Here is a 17626-nt window from a genome sequence, read left to right as displayed (position 1 = left end):
CGACAACGGGGGCACGAAATGAGTTTAGTAATCAGGCGTAGTCTGTCCATGATCGCCATCACGGCGATGATGGCAGGGTGTTCAACAGACATTGGCGAAGGCATCGTTTCGCGCTTCAGAAGCGCGGAAGCGACGATTCCGGCGGAACAGGATGGCGGCGTCCGAAAGGCCGTGGTCAGACAAGGTGACGCCTCGGAGATCATATCCGCCCTCCAGACCCGTCCGTCGGTCATCATTTCCGGCACGCCCTATGCCCGCGTATCGCACGCCGTCATCGCCTCCGACGCCCGGGTGGCGGAGGCGGAGTTGCGCGTGGCGGAACTGCGGGCCGAAGCGGCTCAGAAGAACTGGATGCCCAAGATCGGGCCGCGTGTATCCTTGACCTCTCTCGGCGATCTGGTCGCGGAGATGGTCGTGAACCAGGTGCTGTTCGACAACGGGCGCAAGGTGGCCGAGCGCGACCTGGCAAAGGCGGATGTCGAACGCGCGGCGGTTCAGCTTGTCGAGGACGGCAACCGGCGGGTCTTCGAGGCGCTGTCGCTTTACGTAACGGCAGAGGAAAGCCGCGATCTTTCGCTGCACCTCGACCGCGCTTACGACGACATGGCAAAGTTCGAATGGGTCCTGCAGCAGCGCGTGCAGGGTGGCGTTTCGAACACCTCCGACCTGAACGTCCTGCAACAGAAACTGGCTTCCATCCGCGCGCGTTCCGCAGAGGCGCAGGAGGCGGAAGCGACGGCCATCGCCGAATTGAACGCCATGACGGCGCTGTCCCTGACGGATCTGCGCGGGCTTGGCGGACTGCGCGACGATGCGGCGGGCGAGGCTCTCGGCGTCCTGCGCGCACGCGCCGAACGGGAACAGGCGCTGGCCATGGCCCGGATCGAGCGGGCGGGCCACCTGCCGGGCCTTGCGGCCACCGGAACCGTCAATCGCCACGGCGACACCGGCGCCGGGCTGGAAGTGACAACGGACTCCCTTTTCGGGCTTGGCACGCTGGCAGAGTTCAAGGCCATCGAGGCGACCAAGGAGACGTCTGACCGGAAGGTCGCCGAAGCGCGCGAAATCGCGGACCGCCACATTGCCAGCCAGCAGTCGAAACTCGCGGCCTACAAGCGGCAGGCGGGCGAGGCGAAGGGCCTGACCGCCGCGGCTAAACAGAACCTCGACATGTTCCAGCGCCAGTTCGAAGGCGGACAGCGGCAGGTCATGGACGTGGTGGGCACGTACGAGACCTACGCCCGCGCGCTGGAGACCGAGATCGAGCTGAAGTACAAGGCCGCCCGCGCGGAACTTGAGCTGGCCCGCCTGCGCGGCGCGCTGGCCGAAGGCGGCGCGATTTGAGCCAGGTCCTGCATATGGCAGGGCGGGCGCGGGACGCCGTTCTGAGGGCGGTGCCGTCCGGGCACGGCGCCGGCACGTCGTCGCGGTTCAGCACACGGGCGCGTGCCCGTGCGACGCTGGTCCGTGTGCTGGCAGGACGGCTCGGGGTCGAAGCCAAGGCGACAGACATCCTGGAAGCCCTGTCGCAAAACGCCGGATGCGACGACAGCTACGATGCCTATGCCCTGCGTTGCGGGATCGAGGCCGCGGGATTGCTGGCGCTGGAGGATGAACCCGACAGCCTCGTGCCCGGGCTCTGGCCGGCCATTGCCGTCATGAGGAACGGGCAGGCGGTGCTGGTCCTGTCGCAAGACGCGGGTTTCCTGACGATCTACGACGACACCACGGTATCCCGAACCTCCGAGGTGGAACTCGCGGAATTCGGGCGTTTCTTTTCGGGGCAGTTGATCCGGGCAGAGGCACCGGTCGCCTACCTCGCCGAAACCCACGCCGCGGTCGAGCGCAAGCGGCACTGGTTCTGGGGGCAGTTCGGTCACTTCACCAAGCAGTTCGGAGAGGTGGCTCTTGGCTCATTCGTGGCGAACGTGCTGGCCGTCTCGGTCGCGTTGTTTTCGCTCCAGGTCTACGACCGGGTGATTCCCCACCAGTCCGAGGCGACGCTGTGGGTTCTGGCGGCGGGCGCGGGTCTGGCGCTGCTGCTCGAAGGTTTCCTGAAGATCGCGCGGTCTCAATTGCTGGACGGGGCAGGGCGGCAGATCGAGCTGGGCGTGCAGGGCCTGCTGATGAAGCGTCTGCTGGGGATGCGGTCGGACCTGCCGGGGCGGACACCGTCGCAGCTATTCTCCTCCATGCGGGAGTTCGGATCGGTGCGGGAATTCTTCACCGCCTCGACCGTGGGCGCGCTTGCCGACATCCCCTTCATCTTCGTCTTCCTGCTTCTGGTCTGGTCCATCGCGGGCAGCGTCGTCTGGGTGTTGGTGGCGGGGGGCATCCTGATGGTCGTCCCCGGTTTCTTCATGCAGCGCCGCATGATCCGGCTGACGCAGGAAATGCAGGGGGCCTCGTCCAAGCAGTCGCGGCTGTTGCAGGAGACCGTCGTCGAACTGGACACCATCAAGACGCAGCGCGCCGAAGACCGCTTTGCCCGGGTGTGGGATGAACTGAGCGCCGTGCAGGCCCTGAAGTCCTCCGACCAGCGCAAACTGGCCGCAAAGCTGACGTTCTGGAGCCAGGGCGTCCAGCAAGCCACCTATGTCTCGGCCGTCATTACAGGCACCTACCTCGTCTTCGCAGGGGAATTCACCGTGGGGTCGATCATCGCGGTCGGCATTCTGTGTTCCCGCACGCTGGCGCCGCTGACCCAGCTTTCGGGCATCCTTGCCCGCTGGGGCAACGTCAAGGCGGCGTTGGACGGGCTCGATTCCATCGCCGAGGTACAACAGGACCGGTCCGAGACCCGCACCTACCTGCGCCGCGAGGCACTGGGTGGGCGCTTCGACCTTCAGGGCGTGAGTTTCGGCTACGATCCCGATGGCGCGGCGGTTCTGGACGTGAACGCGCTGAGCATCCTGCCGGGGCAGGTGATCTCCGTGCTGGGCGCGAACGGATCGGGCAAGTCGACGCTCTTGAAACTTCTGACCGGGCTTTACCAGCCGCAGACCGGCAAGGTGCTGGTGGACGGAACGGAGATGGCGCAGATCGAACCCAAGGACCTGCGCCGCAACATCGGCTACCTCGGGCAGGACGTGCGGCTGTTCCACGGCACGCTGCGCGACAACCTGAATCTTTCTCTGCTAGAGCGGGACGACAACCGGCTTTATGAGGCGCTGGACTTTGCAGGGCTTGGCCCGTTTGTGAAGGCGCATCCCAAGGGGCTGGACCTCGACATCCGCGACGGCGGCGAAGGCCTGTCGGTCGGGCAGCGGCAGTCGATCGGCTGGGCGCGTCTGTGGCTGCAGGACCCGAGCGTCTGCCTGCTGGACGAGCCCACCGCTGCACTGGACCAGACGCTTGAGAAGACGCTGATTTCACGGTTGGAGCACTGGCTGGCCGGGCGCACGGCGGTGATCGCGACACACCGCGTGCCGATTCTGCAACTGGCGGATCGGACCATGATCCTGGCGAACGGACGGATGATCGTGGACGGGCCGCGCGATCAGGTCCTTGCGCATCTGCGCGGCGCACAGGTGGCAGGCGCCCCGGCCCCGGTGACCGCGTCCATGCCCGCGACGGGGGTAGCGTGATGGCGGCCTCCTCCACCAACCTGGGCGCGCAACTGTCGAAGAACCTGCGCGGTCCCTCGATGACCATCTGGCTGTGCGCCATCACCGTCTGGGTGTTCATCGTCTGGGCGTCGATGGCGTGGCTGGACGAAATCGTGAGGGCGGAGGGCGAGATCATCTCATCCTCCCGTCCGCAGATCATCCAGAACCTCGAAGGCGGCATCTTGTCCGAGCTTCTGGTGAAGGAAGGCGACGAAGTGCTGCGCGGCGACGTGCTGGCCCGGCTGCACGGCACGCAGTTCAGATCGTCGGTGGACGACCTGCGCGACCAGATCACCGCGTTGGAAATCCGCCGGCTGCGGCTGGAGGCGGAGCTGTCGGGCAATTCCGTGGTAGAGGTTCCCGAGGTGCTGAGGGAGCGCCTGCCAGCCATGGTCGCTTCGGAACAGGCGCTGCTGGCGGCGCGGCAGTCCGACTATATCTCGCGCCGTCAGGGGGCGCAGAAGGTGCTCGACCAGGCGGCGGAAGAGAAGGCGCTGATGGAGAACCTTCTGGACAAGAAGGTCGTCGCGCTGATCGAGGTGACGCGCGCGCGCAAAGCCTATGCGGATGCGAAGAATGCCTACGACGAGATCGTGACGCGCACCGAACTGGCACGCGCCGAGGAATTCTCCGAAACGCTGAAGGAACTTGCGACGCTGAAGCAGAACCTGAAGGCGTCGCTGGACCAACTCAACCGGACGGTGCTGGTGTCGCCGCTCCATGGGGTGGTGAACAAGCTGAGCGTGACCACAATCGGCGGCGTGGTGCGGCCCGGCGAGGAGATCATGCAGATCATCCCGCTGGACGAGGAACTGTTCGTCGAGGCCAAGGTGAAGCCGGAGGACATCGCCGGGATCCGTCCCGGGCAGGAAGTCACCATCAAGCTTTCGGCCTACGATTACACGATCTACGGCGCACTGAAGGGGCGGGTGGACGTGATCTCGGCTGACACCTTCAAGGACGAGCGCCGCCCGGAACTGCCGCCGCACTACAAGGTGACGGCCCGTGTTGACCGGGACGCGATGACAGACCGGCAGGCGGCGATGGAAGTCCGCCCCGGGATGCAGGCGCAGGTGGAACTGCACACCGGCGAAAAGACGGTGCTGCAGTATCTCCTGAAACCGCTCTACAAATCTCGCGACGCCTTCCGGGAACCGTAAGCCGGCCACGATCCGTAATCCGGCGGCGCGCCTGCGGCGCACAGGGTGTCTCGTCGCAGGCCTTCGGCCGTCTCCTTGGGACTGCCGCCAGTCAGCTGTCGGTGTCCATCCAGACCGTCACCGGACCGTCGTTGGTCAGGCTGACCGCCATGTCGGCGCCGAAGCGGCCCGTCGCGACGGGGATGCCCAGCGTCTGGATCTGCGCGGCGAAGTGGTTGTAGAGGCGTTCGCCCTCGTCCGGACGGGCGGCGGCGGAAAAGCCGGGCCGGTTCCCGCGCGAGGTATCCGCCGCAAGGGTGAACTGGCTGACGACAAGCGCCGCGCCGCCGGTGTCGATGACGGAGCGGTTCATGCGGTCTTCGTCGTCGCGGAAGATCCGCAGCTTGGCGATCTTGGCAGCGAGCCGGTCGGCCTCTGCCTCCGTGTCGCCCTGCATGGCGCACACGAGGATCATCAGGCCGGGACCGATCTCTCCGACGGTGGAGCCGCCGATCTCGACCCGGGCCGCGGTGACGCGCTGGATCAGGGCCCTCACAACTCGTTGTCCCAGGGCGGGTTTGCGCCGGCGCGGCTGACGGTGATCGCAGCGGCGCGGGCACCGAGGTCGGCGGCGGGCGCGAGATCGTCGAGCCATGCGGCGCCAAGCCTTTCCCGGCTCAGCAGCCCAGCCCGGTCGAGCCCGGCGAGGAAGCCCGCGTTGAACGTGTCGCCGGCGCCAACGGTGTCGACCACGGAGACCTTCTGCGCGGCGATGCGCTTTGTCCCTTCGCGGCTGACCATGTCGACACCTTCCGCGCCGCGCGTCACCAGCACCAGTGCCACGCCCTGCTTCAGCAGCGTTTCGGGCGCCGTGCCCAGCCACTCCATATCCTCGTCGGAGATCTTTACCACGTCGGCGCGGTTCAGCATGGCCGTCAGGCGCGCACGGTAGCGCGGTTCATCCGTGATGAACCCGGGCCGGATGTTCGGGTCGATCATCACCACGCGGTCGCCCGCCCGCTCGCACAACTCGGCATAGGTGTCCGCAGCGGGTTCACCCACCAGGGAAATACCACCGAAGAACAGGGCCTTGCAGGTGTCGTCCAGCTTCGGAAGCTGATCCGTCGACAGCATCCGCCCGGCTGTGTTCTCGTCGTAGAAAGCGTATTTTGCGTGCCCGTCCACCAGCGTGACAAAGGCCAGCGTCGTGGGACGGTCGCTGCGCGCAGCGGGGCTGTGATCGACCTTCGAGGCCGTCAGGGTCGATGCCAGGATCTGGCCGAACAGGTCGTTCGACAGTCCGCCGAAGTAGCCCGCCGGGGCGCCGAGGCGACCAAGCGCGATGGCGGTGTTGAAGACCGCGCCGCCGGCGTAGGGGGCGAAGGCCGCCTCACCTGCGGTCGTTTCGCGAGGCAGCATGTCGATAAGAGCTTCGCCGCAGCAGAGGATCATGGGTCCGGTCCCTTCTGGCATTCGTGTTTGCGCTACCTATCAGGAAGAGACGCGAATGCGGAAGGGGTCAAGCCCATGTTGCGGATCCGGACCCGGAGAAACATGCCCGGTGCATTGCGGCGCACCGGGCCGTTAACCTTCCGGTCGTCACCGGCGGGACACGTTGCGGGGTGGTCACACCTTGCCCGTCACGGGTTACGAATCCGTTAATCCACGGGGCGCAGCAGGCTGTAGGGCGGGGCTTTGCGCCGCCTGCCCTCACTGGTTCTGGGCGAAGACATAGCCCACGCCGGCCGCGACGATCAGGCCGAGAATCACCGCAACCGCGATCTTCCACGTCGACCATGGCCGTTCGCCCTGCACCCGGCCCGTGCGGCCGTTGACCACGAAGCGGTAGGTCTTGCCCCGGTACTTGTAGGCCGCCAGCCAGACCGGCAGCAGGATGTGCTTGAAGGTCACGTCAGAGACGTTCGTGTCGATGCGGTGGATGCGCTGGCGGTCGCCGCCGATGTCGAACTTCACGTCCCGTTCGATCTGCCGGTCCATGTGGGCGCGCGCCTCGACAAAACCTTCGTCGAGATCGACCTGGTAGCCTTCGGCCCTGAAACCGGCAAGAAATTCAGGGCGGTAGGGTTCCAGAGCGGCCAGATCCCACGGCTCCAAGGCGTCGGTGAAGCGTTTCGGCAGCGCCTTCGAGGCCAGCACCAGAACGTCGTCGAAGAAGCGCGAGACATGGCCGGAGGCGGGGGACCAGCGGATCTTCTGGACCTGCACCTGCTGGCGTTTGCCGTCGCGCACGACTGTTTCTGTCACGTAGTAGACCGTGCCGCGTTCGCCCGAGTAGCGCGAGGCCGTGTTGGCGTCGTAGGTCCAGTAGGGGACGTAGATGCCGCTCATCTTGCGCCCCTTCCGGGCATAGTCCTGAAGCCCGCCGGGTGCGAACCAGAGCTTGCCCAGCCATTTGGTCATGGAGTCCCGCGCGGCGGATTCGTCCAGCGCAAAAGGCAGCAATCCCCGTGGCTTGATGTGTCTGTGCGTGCCTGTGTCGGCAACCACGGGCGTGGCACAGAAGGGGCATTCCGTGGCATGCACCGCCGGGTCGAATTCGAGCTGCGCAGCGCAGTTCGGGCAGGTGGTGACGCGGGTCTCCTCCATCTCCTGAAGCGGCAGAAGGTTGTCGATCGCCGCCCGGAAGTCGAGCTCTTTCAGGCCGCCTTCCCAGGGGCCGGTCTGTTCGATCACCTCGCGGGTCGATCCGCAGAAGTCGCAGATCAACATATTCCTTTCAGGATCAAAGCGATAGTCGGCGCCGCACTGGTCGCAGGGGAAGCGGTGTTCCTCTGTCGGGCCGCTGGGCGGCGGAGCGGATTCGAAAGGCGGGGGCGAGTCACTCATGGCAATAACGTCTTGGAACAATGGGGATTGCGGTCATCCTAGGGGGATTGGCGCAAAGGGGAAGGGGGCAGCGCCGCGAACGGTCACATTTGGCTTTCGTGACCGGGGCGCACGGTCGGGTTAAGGGGCCGTGCGCTGGGCATATGTGGGGGCGTCGCGGCCCTGCATCACAAGGACGGAAGCGTTTGTTCAGGGATATGAACGCGCTGTAAGGGGTGAACCGGCCGGTTCGGGGGGCCGTTCCGGCCGGTTGTTAACCTTTCCGGGCGCGGCGGGAGCGGATTTTGGTGACGTCGCGTCGCCCGCGTTAACTCTCCCGTGCCGTCAGAGTGCCGTCAGACCTGCGGGCGGACCATCCGGGTCAGCACGCCGTCGCGTCTCAGGATCGCGTGCAGGATCGCCACGGCGGCGTGGGCGGCGGCGAGGATCACCAGCGCCTTGCCAACCACTTCGTGCACGTCGCCCGCGCTGCGCAGCCCGCCGTACCATGCGGCGATGCCCAGAAGCGGCGCCGCGATCATCAGCAGGTAGAGCACCCGGTGCCCCCAGATCGCGGCCAGGTCGGCCCAGTGGGGCTGACCGGCGGGCGGCGGCGGGGCGCCGTGGAAGGCGCGCACGACGATGCGGAGCGCGATGAAGACCAGGGCCGCGATCCCGAACCAGACGTGCAGCGGTGCGCCGGTCTCTCCCGATTCGAGACGGCTGCGCAGGGCGCGGCCCATGTCCTCGTGCGTGATGAAGGCCGCTGCGATCAAGACCGCGACGACCCAGTGCAGGCCGATCTGCAGGCCGGAATATCCCTGTTTGCGGGCCATGTTGCGAAATCCATGAAACAGCGGTGCCGTGGCACCCGTGAAATGCTGCGTCCAGTTTAGGGACCGCGCGATTCATGGCAAGCATGCCTGAGACGACCTCTTGCCGCAGGCGCACAGCCGGTTAGGGTCGGGGCGGACTATGGAGGGCTGCGGCGTGATTGTGCGAACGACCTTGTTGATCCTGCTGGCGGTGCCGGTCCGGGCGGAGACGGTGACCATGGCGTTCCAGTGGGACGGCTCGGGCGGCTACGCGGTGTCGGGCGCGCTGCAATACGACACGCGGGACGTGTCCGGGCCGCTGGTGCGGGACAGCGACCTGATCTGCTTTCACGTCGACGGGACCAAGGACGGGGCGCCCATCGGCCACTGGGGCCTGCGGATGCTGAACGAAGAAACCGACTGGCGGCTTTTCCTCGACCCGGAGGGATCGGAGCTGCTGGTCGAAGGCATGGGCGTGGACATGCCGCAGGCGTGGAATATGGACGGCTTCGGGACGAGCTGCGGCACGGGCGGCTTCGGCTTCAACATCGGCAGCGCGGCGCAGGATCTGTGCCTGGACGGAGAACTGCTGTACGAAAGCCAGGTCGACCCTTTCCGCCCCTTCCCGGTGGCGCGGGTGACGGACCACGCCTTTCCGGCCTATGCCTGCAATGCCCCGGCGCTGATGAGCGCTTTGCCCGGCGTGCTGCCGGGGGGGTGAGGTAGGAGGGGGCTCTGCCCCCGCCTTCGGCCCCCCGAGGTATTTTTTGCCAAGATGAAGGTGCCGCGTTTCGCGACATGGCCGCGGGAGTCCGGAGCGGGTGCCCGCGGCGCCCTTGGGTGTGCAACGGGACGCCACTTCGGCGTGCGCGGTGCGTCTGTGTGGCGCAGCCCGAAGGGAGGCTTACATCGGTGGCGGGGGCGGAGGCATGACGGTGAAGAGCTGGGCCAGTTCGGCAATCTCGCCGGCTTTTTTCCAGCCGTCCTGGCCTTGGGTCCAGACGTGGGTGTCGCGGTCGAATTCGCCGCTGGTGACCATCTTGCCGAGGTCGGCCTTCGAGAACGGGCCGGTGGTCTGGCCGGCCTTCGCGATGTGCCAGACGTGTTCCACCGGCGGCGGAGGTGGCGGTGGCGCGGCCGCCGCGGGCTGTTGCTGCCCGCCCCACGGCCCGGGTTGACCGCCTGAGGGCTGCGTCATCTGCTGGGCCATGTTCATGCCCATGCCCGCGCCGAAGCCCATGCCCATCGACTGGTCCATGGCGCCGCCCTTGCCCATCGCCTCGGCGGCCTTCCACTTCATGTGGTCGTCGAGGTTGCCGGCAAGCCCGCGCGACGTGCGGGCGTCGAGCGCCTTTTCGACCTCGGGCGGGAGGGAAATGTTCTCGATGTAGAGTTCGGGCAGCGACAGGCCGTAGGCGGCGATCGTCGGATCGATGGCCTTGGCGATCAGCCCGCCGACCTCGCCGGTGTTGGCGGCCATGTCGAGCACCGGGATGCCGGATTTCGCAATCGCCTGCGAGAACTCCTGCACGATGATGTTGCGGATCTGGAAGGCGACCTCGTCGGTGGTGAATTCGCCGTCGGTGCCGACGATCTCCTGCATGAAGAGCGCGGGATCGGCGACCTTGATCGCGTAGGTGCCGAAGGCGCGGATGCGGGTCGGGCCGAACTCCGGATCGCGGAGCATGATCGGGTTCTTCGTGCCCCATTTCAGGTTGGTGAAGCGGTTGGTGTTGACGAAGTAGATCTCGGACTTGAACGGGCTCTGGAAGCCGTGGTCCCAGTGCTGGAGCGACGTCATGATCGGCATGTTGTTGGTTTCCAGCATGTACATGCCGGGGGTGAAGACGTCGGCCAGCTGGCCTTCGTGGACGAAGACCGCCGCCTGGCCCTCGCGCACCGTGAGCTTCGCGCCGTACTTGATCTCGTGGCCTTCGCGCTCGAACCGCCAGACGAGCGTGTCGCGGGTGTCGTCCGTCCAGTGGATGACGTCGATGAACTGTCCCTTGAGGAAATCCCAGATCGGCATTGAAATCTCTCCTTATTTCAAAACGGTCGGACGGCGGTGCGAGGCGCGGTCAGCTTGAATTGCCGGTGCCGACGAGTTGGGCGGCCTTTTCGCGGACGATGGGCAGGGCCGCTTCGGGCGACATGCCCGGACGCAGGCGCGGATCGTAGAGGATCTTGAGCAGCAGTTCGTCGTGCCGGGTCAGGAGCGCGAACTCGTCGTCGTCGTTGAAGATCGTCGGGCGCGCCGTGGGGCTGTCGTTGGTCAGGCCGAAGCCCTGTGCCATTTCCTCGTGCACGCAGGAGCGGCGCATCAGGTCCGGGTGTTCCGAGCGGATCACCGCGATCGCTGTACCGTAGTCGTAGCCGCCGTAATCGGTGGCGAAGGCCATCACGAGGCAATGGATGCCGCGCGGCAGGTTTCGGAAGATGCGCAGCGCGTTGGGGTTCACGTCCGGCACGAGCTGACGGATCCGGTTGGCGATCAGCGGCTGGTCGTCCTCGGACATGAAGAGGACGTAGAAGTTCGGGTTGTCGTTGCTCATCGACACCGGGTGGCCGGTGATGCGTCCGAGGCGCGCGGCGTATTTCGCCACTTCGGCGCGGTCCCAGTCGATCTGGTCGCGCGGCACGCCGGGGCCGAATTCGGTCGTCACGCGCACCGGCTGGGTCCACTTCTTGACCGCAGAGGAGTCGTGGGGGCCGACCGGGCGCAGGCCCTGGCCGCGGACGTATTCCTCTTCCAGCGCGATGGCCATGAAATTGCGCACCAGCATGGTGTCGGTGAACGGCGTGTCGGGGCCGCCGCCGTCGGTGCGCAGGAGGCCGCGGGCGAGGTTGTCGGCCTGCACGCGAGAGTAATAGGCCGCAATCTCACGCGAGGCGGCGGAGGGCGGTTTGGGGGCCGCGTCGGTGACCGGTGCGGGGACGGCTTCGGGCGCGGGGCGGGCTTCGGGCGTGATGTCGGTCTGCCCGGGCGCAAGCGCGGCCTCGTCACACGCCGAAAGGACCCCGACGCACAGCAAGGCCGGCAGCCATGACCGGAACATGCGCCGAACATCGAACCGGGCCCTGTCGGACCCGGCAATAATTTGCGGTGCCGCCATGATCAGGACGGCACGGAGGTCGCGGCGACGTCGCCGGTTCCGGTCTTGCGGGCCTTCGCGGAGGCCAGCGTGTCGCGGAGTTCGTGTTCCATCTTCTTCAGCTCCTCTTCGGCCTTGGCGCGACGCGCCTTGCCCTCGTCTGCAATACGCAAGGAGTCCTCGATGGTTCCGATCAGGTCGGCGTTGGCCTGCTTGACCGCTTCGATATCGAAGACGCCGCGCTCCATCTCCTCGCGGATCATCTTGTTGCTGTCGCGCAGGTTGGCGGCGTTGGAGGTCAGCAGCTCGTTGGTCAGGTCGTTGGCGTCGCGCACGGCGGCGGCGGCCTGCTTCGAGCGCTGGATGGTGACCGCCTGCGCAAGCTGGGTTTCCCACAGCGGCACGGTGTTCACGAGCGTCGAGTTGATCTTTGTCACGAGCGACTTGTCGTTCTCCTGCACCAGCCGGATCGAGGGCAGCGACTGCATGGTGACCTGGCGCGTCAGCTTCAGGTCGTGCACCCGGCGCTCCAGGTCGTCGCGGGCGGCGCGCAGGTCGCGCAGTTCCTGCGCCTTCATCACCTGGTCGCCTTCGTCGGCGTTCTGAACCTCGTTCTCCTTCGCGGGGATCACGATGCCGTCCAGTTCTTCCAGCTTCTCCTCGCCGGCGGCGATGTAAAGCGCCAGTTCGTCGTAGAATTGCAGGGTCTTTTCATAGAGCAGGTCGAGCGATTTGATGTCCTTCAGAAGCCGGTGCTCGTGCTTCAGCAGGTCGTCGGTCACCTTGTCGATCTGCGCCTGCACCGTCTCGAAGCGGGCGGTGAACTTGGCGAAGGGGGCGGCGCGGCCGAGCAGCTTTTCCCACCACGACCGTTCGCGGCGCACGTCCAGTTCGGAGACGGAGAAACCGCGGATCGTGGTGACGATGCCGCGCAGGCTGTCGCCCGCCGGGCCCACGTCCTTGTTGCGCACATCCGTCAGCATCGCCTGCGAAATGGTCTGAAGTTCGGCCTGCGCGGCAGAGCCGAAGGAAACGATGGAGTTCGTGTCGCTCATGTCGATCTCGTCCATCCGGGCGCGGATTTCCTCGCTCGTCTCGGCGGGGGCCTCCTTCAACGGCACGATGGCGTTGGCATCGGCCGGTTCCGGCAGGATCGTGGCGTTGACCTCATCGACCATCGTGAGCGTCTTCTGAGCTTCCTGGCGAACGTTTTCAGACATCTAAGGGATCCCCTGTTTAAAATTTCAGCCCAACTTCCGGTCGAGAAGCACGCCTTCGCGCTGCAGGCGGTCGCGCAGGACTTCTATCTCGACGTTGAGGTCGGCGTTGTCGTCCTCAAGCAGTTTTTCGATCTTCTTGTCGAAGCTTTCTTCGAGATCGGTAAGCAGCATCATGAAATCGCTTTTGGCACCACGGTCGCGGGTGCGCGAAAAGATGTCCGCGAACTTGATGGCCGCGTCTTTCGCGCCCATCAGGTAGACGCCCAGAAACTGGCGGGCGGCGGTCAGGTCGCGTGGGTCTTCCTCGACCGTGCGGATCATTTCGCGGGCCTTGACGGTGAAGCGTTCCACGCGGGCTTCGGCCTGCGCGTCGTCGGCGCGCTTCACGGCCTCGTTCATGGCGGCGAGGTGGCGCTCGGCCTCGTCCACCACGCGGGCCACGCGGTCCTGCTGGAAGGTGTCGATGCCTTCCATACCCTTGTCCTTCATCGGGTCGATGCCGAACGCGCCCACATGGAGCGCGGCGGCGACGACGCCGTATATGGCCGGGGCGGCTATTCCGTGTTGCGAGGTCCAGGCCGCCAGCGCGGCGCCGATCCCGCAAAAGCCCGCCGCGAACAGCTTGCGCGGAATGGAGGGACGGCGGGCGATCTTGCGTTCGTGATAGGCGGATTCGGCCTGAAGCCCGTCCCTGAGAAGCCAGGCGCCAAGCACCAGCGCCCCGGCGCCCAGCAGGCCGACGGCCATGTCGACCGGCGCTTCGTTGATCGAGAAGAAGGCGAGGAGCAGCCCGGGAATGAACAGGACGTTGGAGCGTGCCCCGGCAGGCGCGACCTTCGCGCCCTTGTAGGCACGGACTTCGGCACGGTCCTCACGCGGAGTGGGTTCGCCGGCCATGTCCCCGTCGGGGCTGTATTTTCCGCCGTAGCGCTTTGCCATCGTTCAAAGGCCCCCGAGCCAGCCCGTGGACACTCCGAAAAGAAGGACGATCAGCAGGATATAGCTGATCTTCTGCAAGGCATTTCCGGACATCCAGCCCCCCGATGGTCTGCGTTTGACCGAAACTTAGGGGCTAAGTGCTGCACTTGCTAGGGGGAACTATCCGCAGTCAGCGTCACCTTGCCCACGGGCGCGCGGTCCATTGACGCGCGTTGCCGCAAGGGAACAAAGGGGCTGACGCCTTTTCTCAGGCCGCGGTGTTGGCGGGCATCCGGTCGAGAAGCAGGTCGGCCTCAACCTCGAAGGCATCCTTGTCGCCGCGCACCCGGGTCTTGCGGGCACTGGTTTCGAAGCTTTCCATCATGACGTCCAGCTTGGCGATGTAGCGGCGTCGGGCGAACTGGACGCCTTCGCCCGAACGCGCATCGCAAAGCCGGTTCGATTCCGCGTCGAGCAGGCTGATGAACTTGTCGACCGGTCGCGTCAGCCGGGCCAATGACTGCGGGTCGCGGGCGAAGCTGCGCATCAGGCGCAGAACCTGTGTGCGGGCAGCTTCTGTGCGGCGGGTGATCTCGGCGTCTTCCAGCATCGCAATGCGGTCTGCGATCGTCGCCAGCCGGTGATCTATGTGTTCCAGCGCGATGTCGGCGATCTGCCGGCTCTCGTCCGCGCGGGTATCGGTCTTGTCACGCATCGGATCTGGACCGAAGGCGGCGATGCTAAGGCCGAAACCGCAGATCCCGATCATGAGGGGCACGACGAGATCGTGGAACCGATGCCCGGCCAGAACGGTGATCATCATGCCGATCAAAAGCGATCCCAGAATCTTGCGCGGAATGCGCGGGGCCCGGGCGCCGGGCGTGACGCGGTAGATGGCGTGCAGGCGCGTGCCGTGCGCGATCATGCGCAACGCGACGGTCAGTACCCAGAGTTCGACCATGGCCGTCGCCATCGCGGAAAACGTCCCCTCAAACATCCACGCGAACAGCGGAAACGCGGCCAGGAACAGAATATTGAGCCCCGAGTCGTAGTTCGGGGCCTCCAGGGGCGCCTCTGCCGGGCGCTGCATGGCAAGGATTCGCGGCATCAGAAGAAACTCAGGAAGAAGATCAGCAGCCAGAGTGTGACAAAGGCCCCGCGCGAAATCATCTGCCCGCTGTCCCGTGCCCGACTTGCGCATGCGGTCAGCATCGCGCAGGTGTCCTGCAGCAGGACGCGCAGGTTGGCGAGCACCACCAGCGTGGTGCAGAACAGGATGAGAAGGGCCAGAGTCGATGTCATCATGACCTCAATCTCTTGCCGAAACCGGGCGAAAAAGCGGCGCTGCCCGGGAAAAACCTTGAAAAGGTGAACAGATCCTTAACGCGGTCAGCCCCGACGCGGCTTGGACGGTCCGTGGCCTGCGCCCGGGCGGGACGGTGCGGATCGTGTGGGTTTGCCCTTTGCGGGACCGGCCCGTCCACCCGGTTTGGGGCCGGATTTGCCGGCGGGCTTCGCGCCCGGGCTGGTGGACTTCCGGGCTGGGCCGCCCGTGACGGATTTTCCGCCCCCCGCGCCCGACCGCGCCGGAACCGGCTTTGCACTAGTGGGCGCCGCCCGGGACTTGCGCGTGCGCGGCTGCAGGCCGGGTTTGGGCTTTGCCTCCGCCTCGGGTTCGGCGTCGAGCCCGAGGCCAAGCTGATCGCGCAGGATCTTGCGGCGCACTTCCTGCACCTCGCCGGGTTTCATCTGGCCAAGCTGGAACGGCCCGTAGGAAATCCGGATCAGCCGGTTCACCGACAGACCGAGGTCGGCCATGGCGCGGCGGATCTCGCGGTTCTTGCCCTCGCGCAGGCCCACGGTCAGCCAGGCGTTGGCGCCCTGCTGCCGGTCGAGGCTGACGATCATCGGCTGGAACGTCTGCCCGTCGACCGTCAGGCCATCCCGCAGCGGTTGCAGCATCGGATCGGTCGGGCGGCCGTTGATCCGCACGCGGTAGCGGCGCAGCCAGCCGGTGGAGGGCAGCTCAAGCCGCCGTTTCAGGCCGCCATCGTTGGTCAGCAGCAGCAGTCCCTCGGAATTGAGGTCGAGCCGGCCCACGGACATCACGCGTGGCAGATCGTCGGGCAGATCGTCGTAGATCGTCGGCCGCCCCTGTTCGTCCTTCGTGGTCGTCACCAGCCCGGTGGACTTGTGATACAGCCACAGCCGCGCCTCCTCCGGCCCGTCCAGCGGAGTGTCGTCGACCGTGATCCGGTCTTTGTCGGTGACGTTCAGGGCCGGGCTGTCGATGACCGTGCCATTCACCGCCACACGACCTTCGGCGATCATGCGCTCTGCCTCGCGGCGGCTGGCGCGACCGGCGCGGGCGATGACCTTGGCGATTCGGTCTCCGGGAGGGGTCTTGTTGTCCATGGGGCCTCTTACCGTGTCGGCGGGGGGCGGGGGAAGCGGCTTTCCTGCGCCGGGACCGCGCGCTAAGGGGAACGCATGGTCTTTCGTTCGCACATGGACGCGGCGCTGGCAGAGGCGCGCGCGGCGGCAACCCGGGGGGAGGTTCCGGTGGGCGCGGTCGTCGTGGCGCCGTCGGGCGCGGTGGTGGCCCGCGCGGGCAACCGCACCCGAGAGCTGTCGGACCCCACGGCCCATGCCGAGATGCTGGCCCTGCGCGCGGCTTGTGCGGCGGCGGGATCGGACCGGCTGCCGGGGCACGATCTTTACGTGACGCTCGAGCCCTGCCCGATGTGCGCGGCGGCGATCTCCTTCGCGCGGGTGGCGCGGGTGTACTACGGCGCGGCGGACCCGAAGTCGGGCGGCGTGGCGCAGGGGCCGCGGGTCTTCTCGCATCCGCAGTGCCACCACGTGCCGGAGGTTTACGACGGGATCGGGGCAGAGGCGGCCTCCGCCCTGCTGACCGGTTTTTTCAGGGAGCGGCGGTGATGGCGCGGGTGATCCTGTTCAACAAGCCGATGGGCGTGCTGTCGCAATTCACCGACAAGGGCAACGCGGACAGCCCGCGCTCCACCCTGTCGGAGTTCGTCGACGTGAAAGGCGTGTACCCGGCGGGGCGGCTGGACCGCGATTCCGAGGGACTCTTGGTGCTGACGGACGACGGGCGGTTGCAGGCGCGCATCGCCTCGCCGAAGTTCAAGCGGCCCAAGACGTACCTCGTGCAGGTCGAAGGCACGCCGTCCGAGGACCAGATCCGGGCGCTGCGTGCAGGGGTGGACCTGAATGACGGCCCGACCCGGCGGGCGGAGTGCGTGGCGATCGACCCTCCCGATCTCTGGCCGCGCAACCCGCCGGTGCGGTTCCGCAAATCGGTGCCGGACGCGTGGCTGTCGCTGACCATCTCTGAGGGGCGCAACCGGCAGGTGCGGCGGATGACGGCGCACGTTGGGCTTCCCTGCCTCAGGCTGGTGCGCTGGTCGGTGGGCGACTGGTCGGTCGAGGGGCTGGCACCGGGAGAGTGGCGGGACGCCTGAGTGGCGGCGACCGGGGGCGGTGTCCCGCCGCCCAGCCGTCCGGTCCGGGGATGTTTCAGGCGGCGCGGTGCATCGTCGGCTTCTTGCCTTCGCTGGCGGCCTTGAGGTCGGCGAGGCCCTCGATCAGCAGCGCCTTGGCGTGGCGTTTCGCCTGTTTCGACAGCGCCAGTGGCCAGGCGCCCCGATAAGAGGCGGTGGCGTGCACGTGCGTTGCCTTCCCGCGGTCCTCCAGCGTGACGAGATGCCCCGTCGAGACGAAGAGCGCGGTGCCCGTCCAGCCAAGCTGGTGCGTCGCGTCGACCACCTGCAGCCGGGCGCGGACGGTCTGGCCGCTGGCGCGCATCTCGAAGGCGGTGCCGGGCACCGGAGGAATGTGGGCGCTGATCCACTCCACATTGCGGAACCATGCGGGCCAGCTTTGGATGTCGGAGAGCACGGCCCAGACGGCAGAGGCCGGAGCGTCGATAAGAATATCCGCGCGGGCAGCAACCGGAGCGGAGGCGTCGATGTCGTGATAGGTCAA

18 protein-coding genes are annotated in these 17626 nt (G+C 66.6%); 6 read left to right on the top strand and 12 right to left on the bottom strand.

Annotation, left to right across the window (positions count from 1 at the left end; all coding sequences use genetic code 11):
• Positions 1 to 48 precede the first annotated feature (48 nt).
• Genes ABFK29_RS20555 through ABFK29_RS20545 form a run of 3 tightly spaced genes read left to right on the top strand, consistent with a single transcriptional unit; the run spans position 49 to position 4768 of the window.
• On the top strand, positions 49 to 1344 hold the full coding sequence (locus ABFK29_RS20555) for a TolC family protein (protein WP_005862394.1): 1296 nt from the start codon (positions 49 to 51) through the stop codon (positions 1342 to 1344).
• Between the two features lie 14 nt (positions 1345 to 1358).
• A complete protein-coding gene (locus ABFK29_RS20550; RefSeq protein WP_005862392.1) occupies positions 1359 to 3587 on the top strand; it encodes an ATP-binding cassette domain-containing protein in 2229 nt (742 codons plus the stop codon).
• Entirely contained in the window at positions 3587 to 4768 is a 1182-nt protein-coding gene (locus ABFK29_RS20545) for an HlyD family efflux transporter periplasmic adaptor subunit (RefSeq protein WP_005862390.1), read from the top strand. Before ABFK29_RS20550 ends, ABFK29_RS20545 begins: the two co-directional genes overlap by 1 nt.
• Positions 4769 to 4859: 91 nt before the next feature.
• Here ABFK29_RS20545 and dtd read toward each other — a convergent pair whose 3' ends face one another.
• The 4 genes from dtd to ABFK29_RS20525 all read right to left on the bottom strand — a co-directional run bounded on the left by dtd (position 4860) and on the right by ABFK29_RS20525 (position 8409).
• Complete coding sequence (gene dtd, locus ABFK29_RS20540; RefSeq protein WP_005862388.1) at positions 4860 to 5303, bottom strand: D-aminoacyl-tRNA deacylase; 444 nt, start codon at positions 5301 to 5303, stop codon at positions 4860 to 4862.
• Positions 5300 to 6199 carry a carbohydrate kinase family protein gene (locus ABFK29_RS20535; RefSeq protein ID WP_005862385.1) on the bottom strand — a complete coding sequence of 300 codons (900 nt, stop codon included), beginning with the start codon at positions 6197 to 6199 and terminating at the stop codon, positions 5300 to 5302. Before ABFK29_RS20535 ends, dtd begins: the two co-directional genes overlap by 4 nt.
• Positions 6200 to 6457: 258 nt before the next feature.
• Entirely contained in the window at positions 6458 to 7594 is a 1137-nt protein-coding gene (locus ABFK29_RS20530) for a TFIIB-type zinc finger domain-containing protein (RefSeq protein ID WP_040605003.1), read from the bottom strand.
• Between the two features lie 335 nt (positions 7595 to 7929).
• The gene (locus tag ABFK29_RS20525) at positions 7930 to 8409 is read right to left on the bottom strand and encodes a cytochrome b (protein WP_005862381.1); all 480 of its coding nucleotides are present in this window, start codon (positions 8407 to 8409) and stop codon (positions 7930 to 7932) included.
• A 154-nt stretch (positions 8410 to 8563) separates the two neighbouring features.
• Here ABFK29_RS20525 and ABFK29_RS20520 point away from each other — a divergent pair, with 154 nt between their 5' ends.
• Positions 8564 to 9109, top strand: coding sequence for a hypothetical protein (locus ABFK29_RS20520; protein ID WP_157136589.1), 546 nt, complete (start codon positions 8564 to 8566; stop codon positions 9107 to 9109).
• A 183-nt stretch (positions 9110 to 9292) separates the two neighbouring features.
• Here the strand turns inward: ABFK29_RS20520 and ABFK29_RS20515 are convergent, their stop codons facing one another.
• From ABFK29_RS20515 to ABFK29_RS20485, 7 genes are all read right to left on the bottom strand, one after another.
• Positions 9293 to 10417, bottom strand: a complete 1125-nt coding sequence (locus ABFK29_RS20515; protein ID WP_005862379.1) for an SPFH domain-containing protein — start codon at positions 10415 to 10417, stop codon at positions 9293 to 9295.
• A 49-nt stretch (positions 10418 to 10466) separates the two neighbouring features.
• Positions 10467 to 11444: a DUF2927 domain-containing protein gene (locus ABFK29_RS20510; protein ID WP_005862377.1), complete on the bottom strand. Its 978-nt coding sequence runs from the start codon at positions 11442 to 11444 to the stop codon at positions 10467 to 10469.
• A 59-nt stretch (positions 11445 to 11503) separates the two neighbouring features.
• Complete coding sequence (locus tag ABFK29_RS20505; RefSeq protein WP_005862375.1) at positions 11504 to 12700, bottom strand: toxic anion resistance protein; 1197 nt, start codon at positions 12698 to 12700, stop codon at positions 11504 to 11506.
• A 24-nt stretch (positions 12701 to 12724) separates the two neighbouring features.
• A complete protein-coding gene (locus tag ABFK29_RS20500; protein WP_005862358.1) occupies positions 12725 to 13639 on the bottom strand; it encodes a 5-bromo-4-chloroindolyl phosphate hydrolysis family protein in 915 nt (304 codons plus the stop codon).
• Between the two features lie 247 nt (positions 13640 to 13886).
• On the bottom strand, positions 13887 to 14726 hold the full coding sequence (locus tag ABFK29_RS20495; RefSeq protein WP_005862355.1) for a hypothetical protein: 840 nt from the start codon (positions 14724 to 14726) through the stop codon (positions 13887 to 13889).
• On the bottom strand, positions 14726 to 14923 hold the full coding sequence (locus ABFK29_RS20490; RefSeq protein ID WP_005862353.1) for a hypothetical protein: 198 nt from the start codon (positions 14921 to 14923) through the stop codon (positions 14726 to 14728). The genes ABFK29_RS20495 and ABFK29_RS20490 overlap by 1 nt, the downstream gene beginning before the upstream one ends.
• Positions 14924 to 15007: 84 nt before the next feature.
• Complete coding sequence (locus ABFK29_RS20485) at positions 15008 to 16033, bottom strand: pseudouridine synthase (RefSeq protein WP_005862351.1); 1026 nt, start codon at positions 16031 to 16033, stop codon at positions 15008 to 15010.
• 75 nt (positions 16034 to 16108) lie between these two features.
• Here ABFK29_RS20485 and ABFK29_RS20480 point away from each other — a divergent pair, with 75 nt between their 5' ends.
• Positions 16109 to 16558 carry a nucleoside deaminase gene (locus ABFK29_RS20480; RefSeq protein ID WP_005862350.1) on the top strand — a complete coding sequence of 150 codons (450 nt, stop codon included), beginning with the start codon at positions 16109 to 16111 and terminating at the stop codon, positions 16556 to 16558.
• On the top strand, positions 16558 to 17103 hold the full coding sequence (locus ABFK29_RS20475) for a pseudouridine synthase (protein ID WP_005862348.1): 546 nt from the start codon (positions 16558 to 16560) through the stop codon (positions 17101 to 17103). Before ABFK29_RS20480 ends, ABFK29_RS20475 begins: the two co-directional genes overlap by 1 nt.
• Positions 17104 to 17158: 55 nt before the next feature.
• On the opposite strand, the gene ABFK29_RS20470 is transcribed toward ABFK29_RS20475, so the two are convergent.
• The gene (locus ABFK29_RS20470; RefSeq protein ID WP_157136588.1) at positions 17159 to 17626 is read right to left on the bottom strand and encodes an SRPBCC family protein; all 468 of its coding nucleotides are present in this window, start codon (positions 17624 to 17626) and stop codon (positions 17159 to 17161) included.

This window comes from Sagittula stellata E-37 (genome assembly GCF_039724765.1).
Lineage (GTDB): Bacteria > Pseudomonadota > Alphaproteobacteria > Rhodobacterales > Rhodobacteraceae > Sagittula > Sagittula stellata.
The sequence above is the reverse complement of the archived record's forward strand: the minus strand, read 5'-3'. Positions and strand labels throughout refer to the sequence as shown.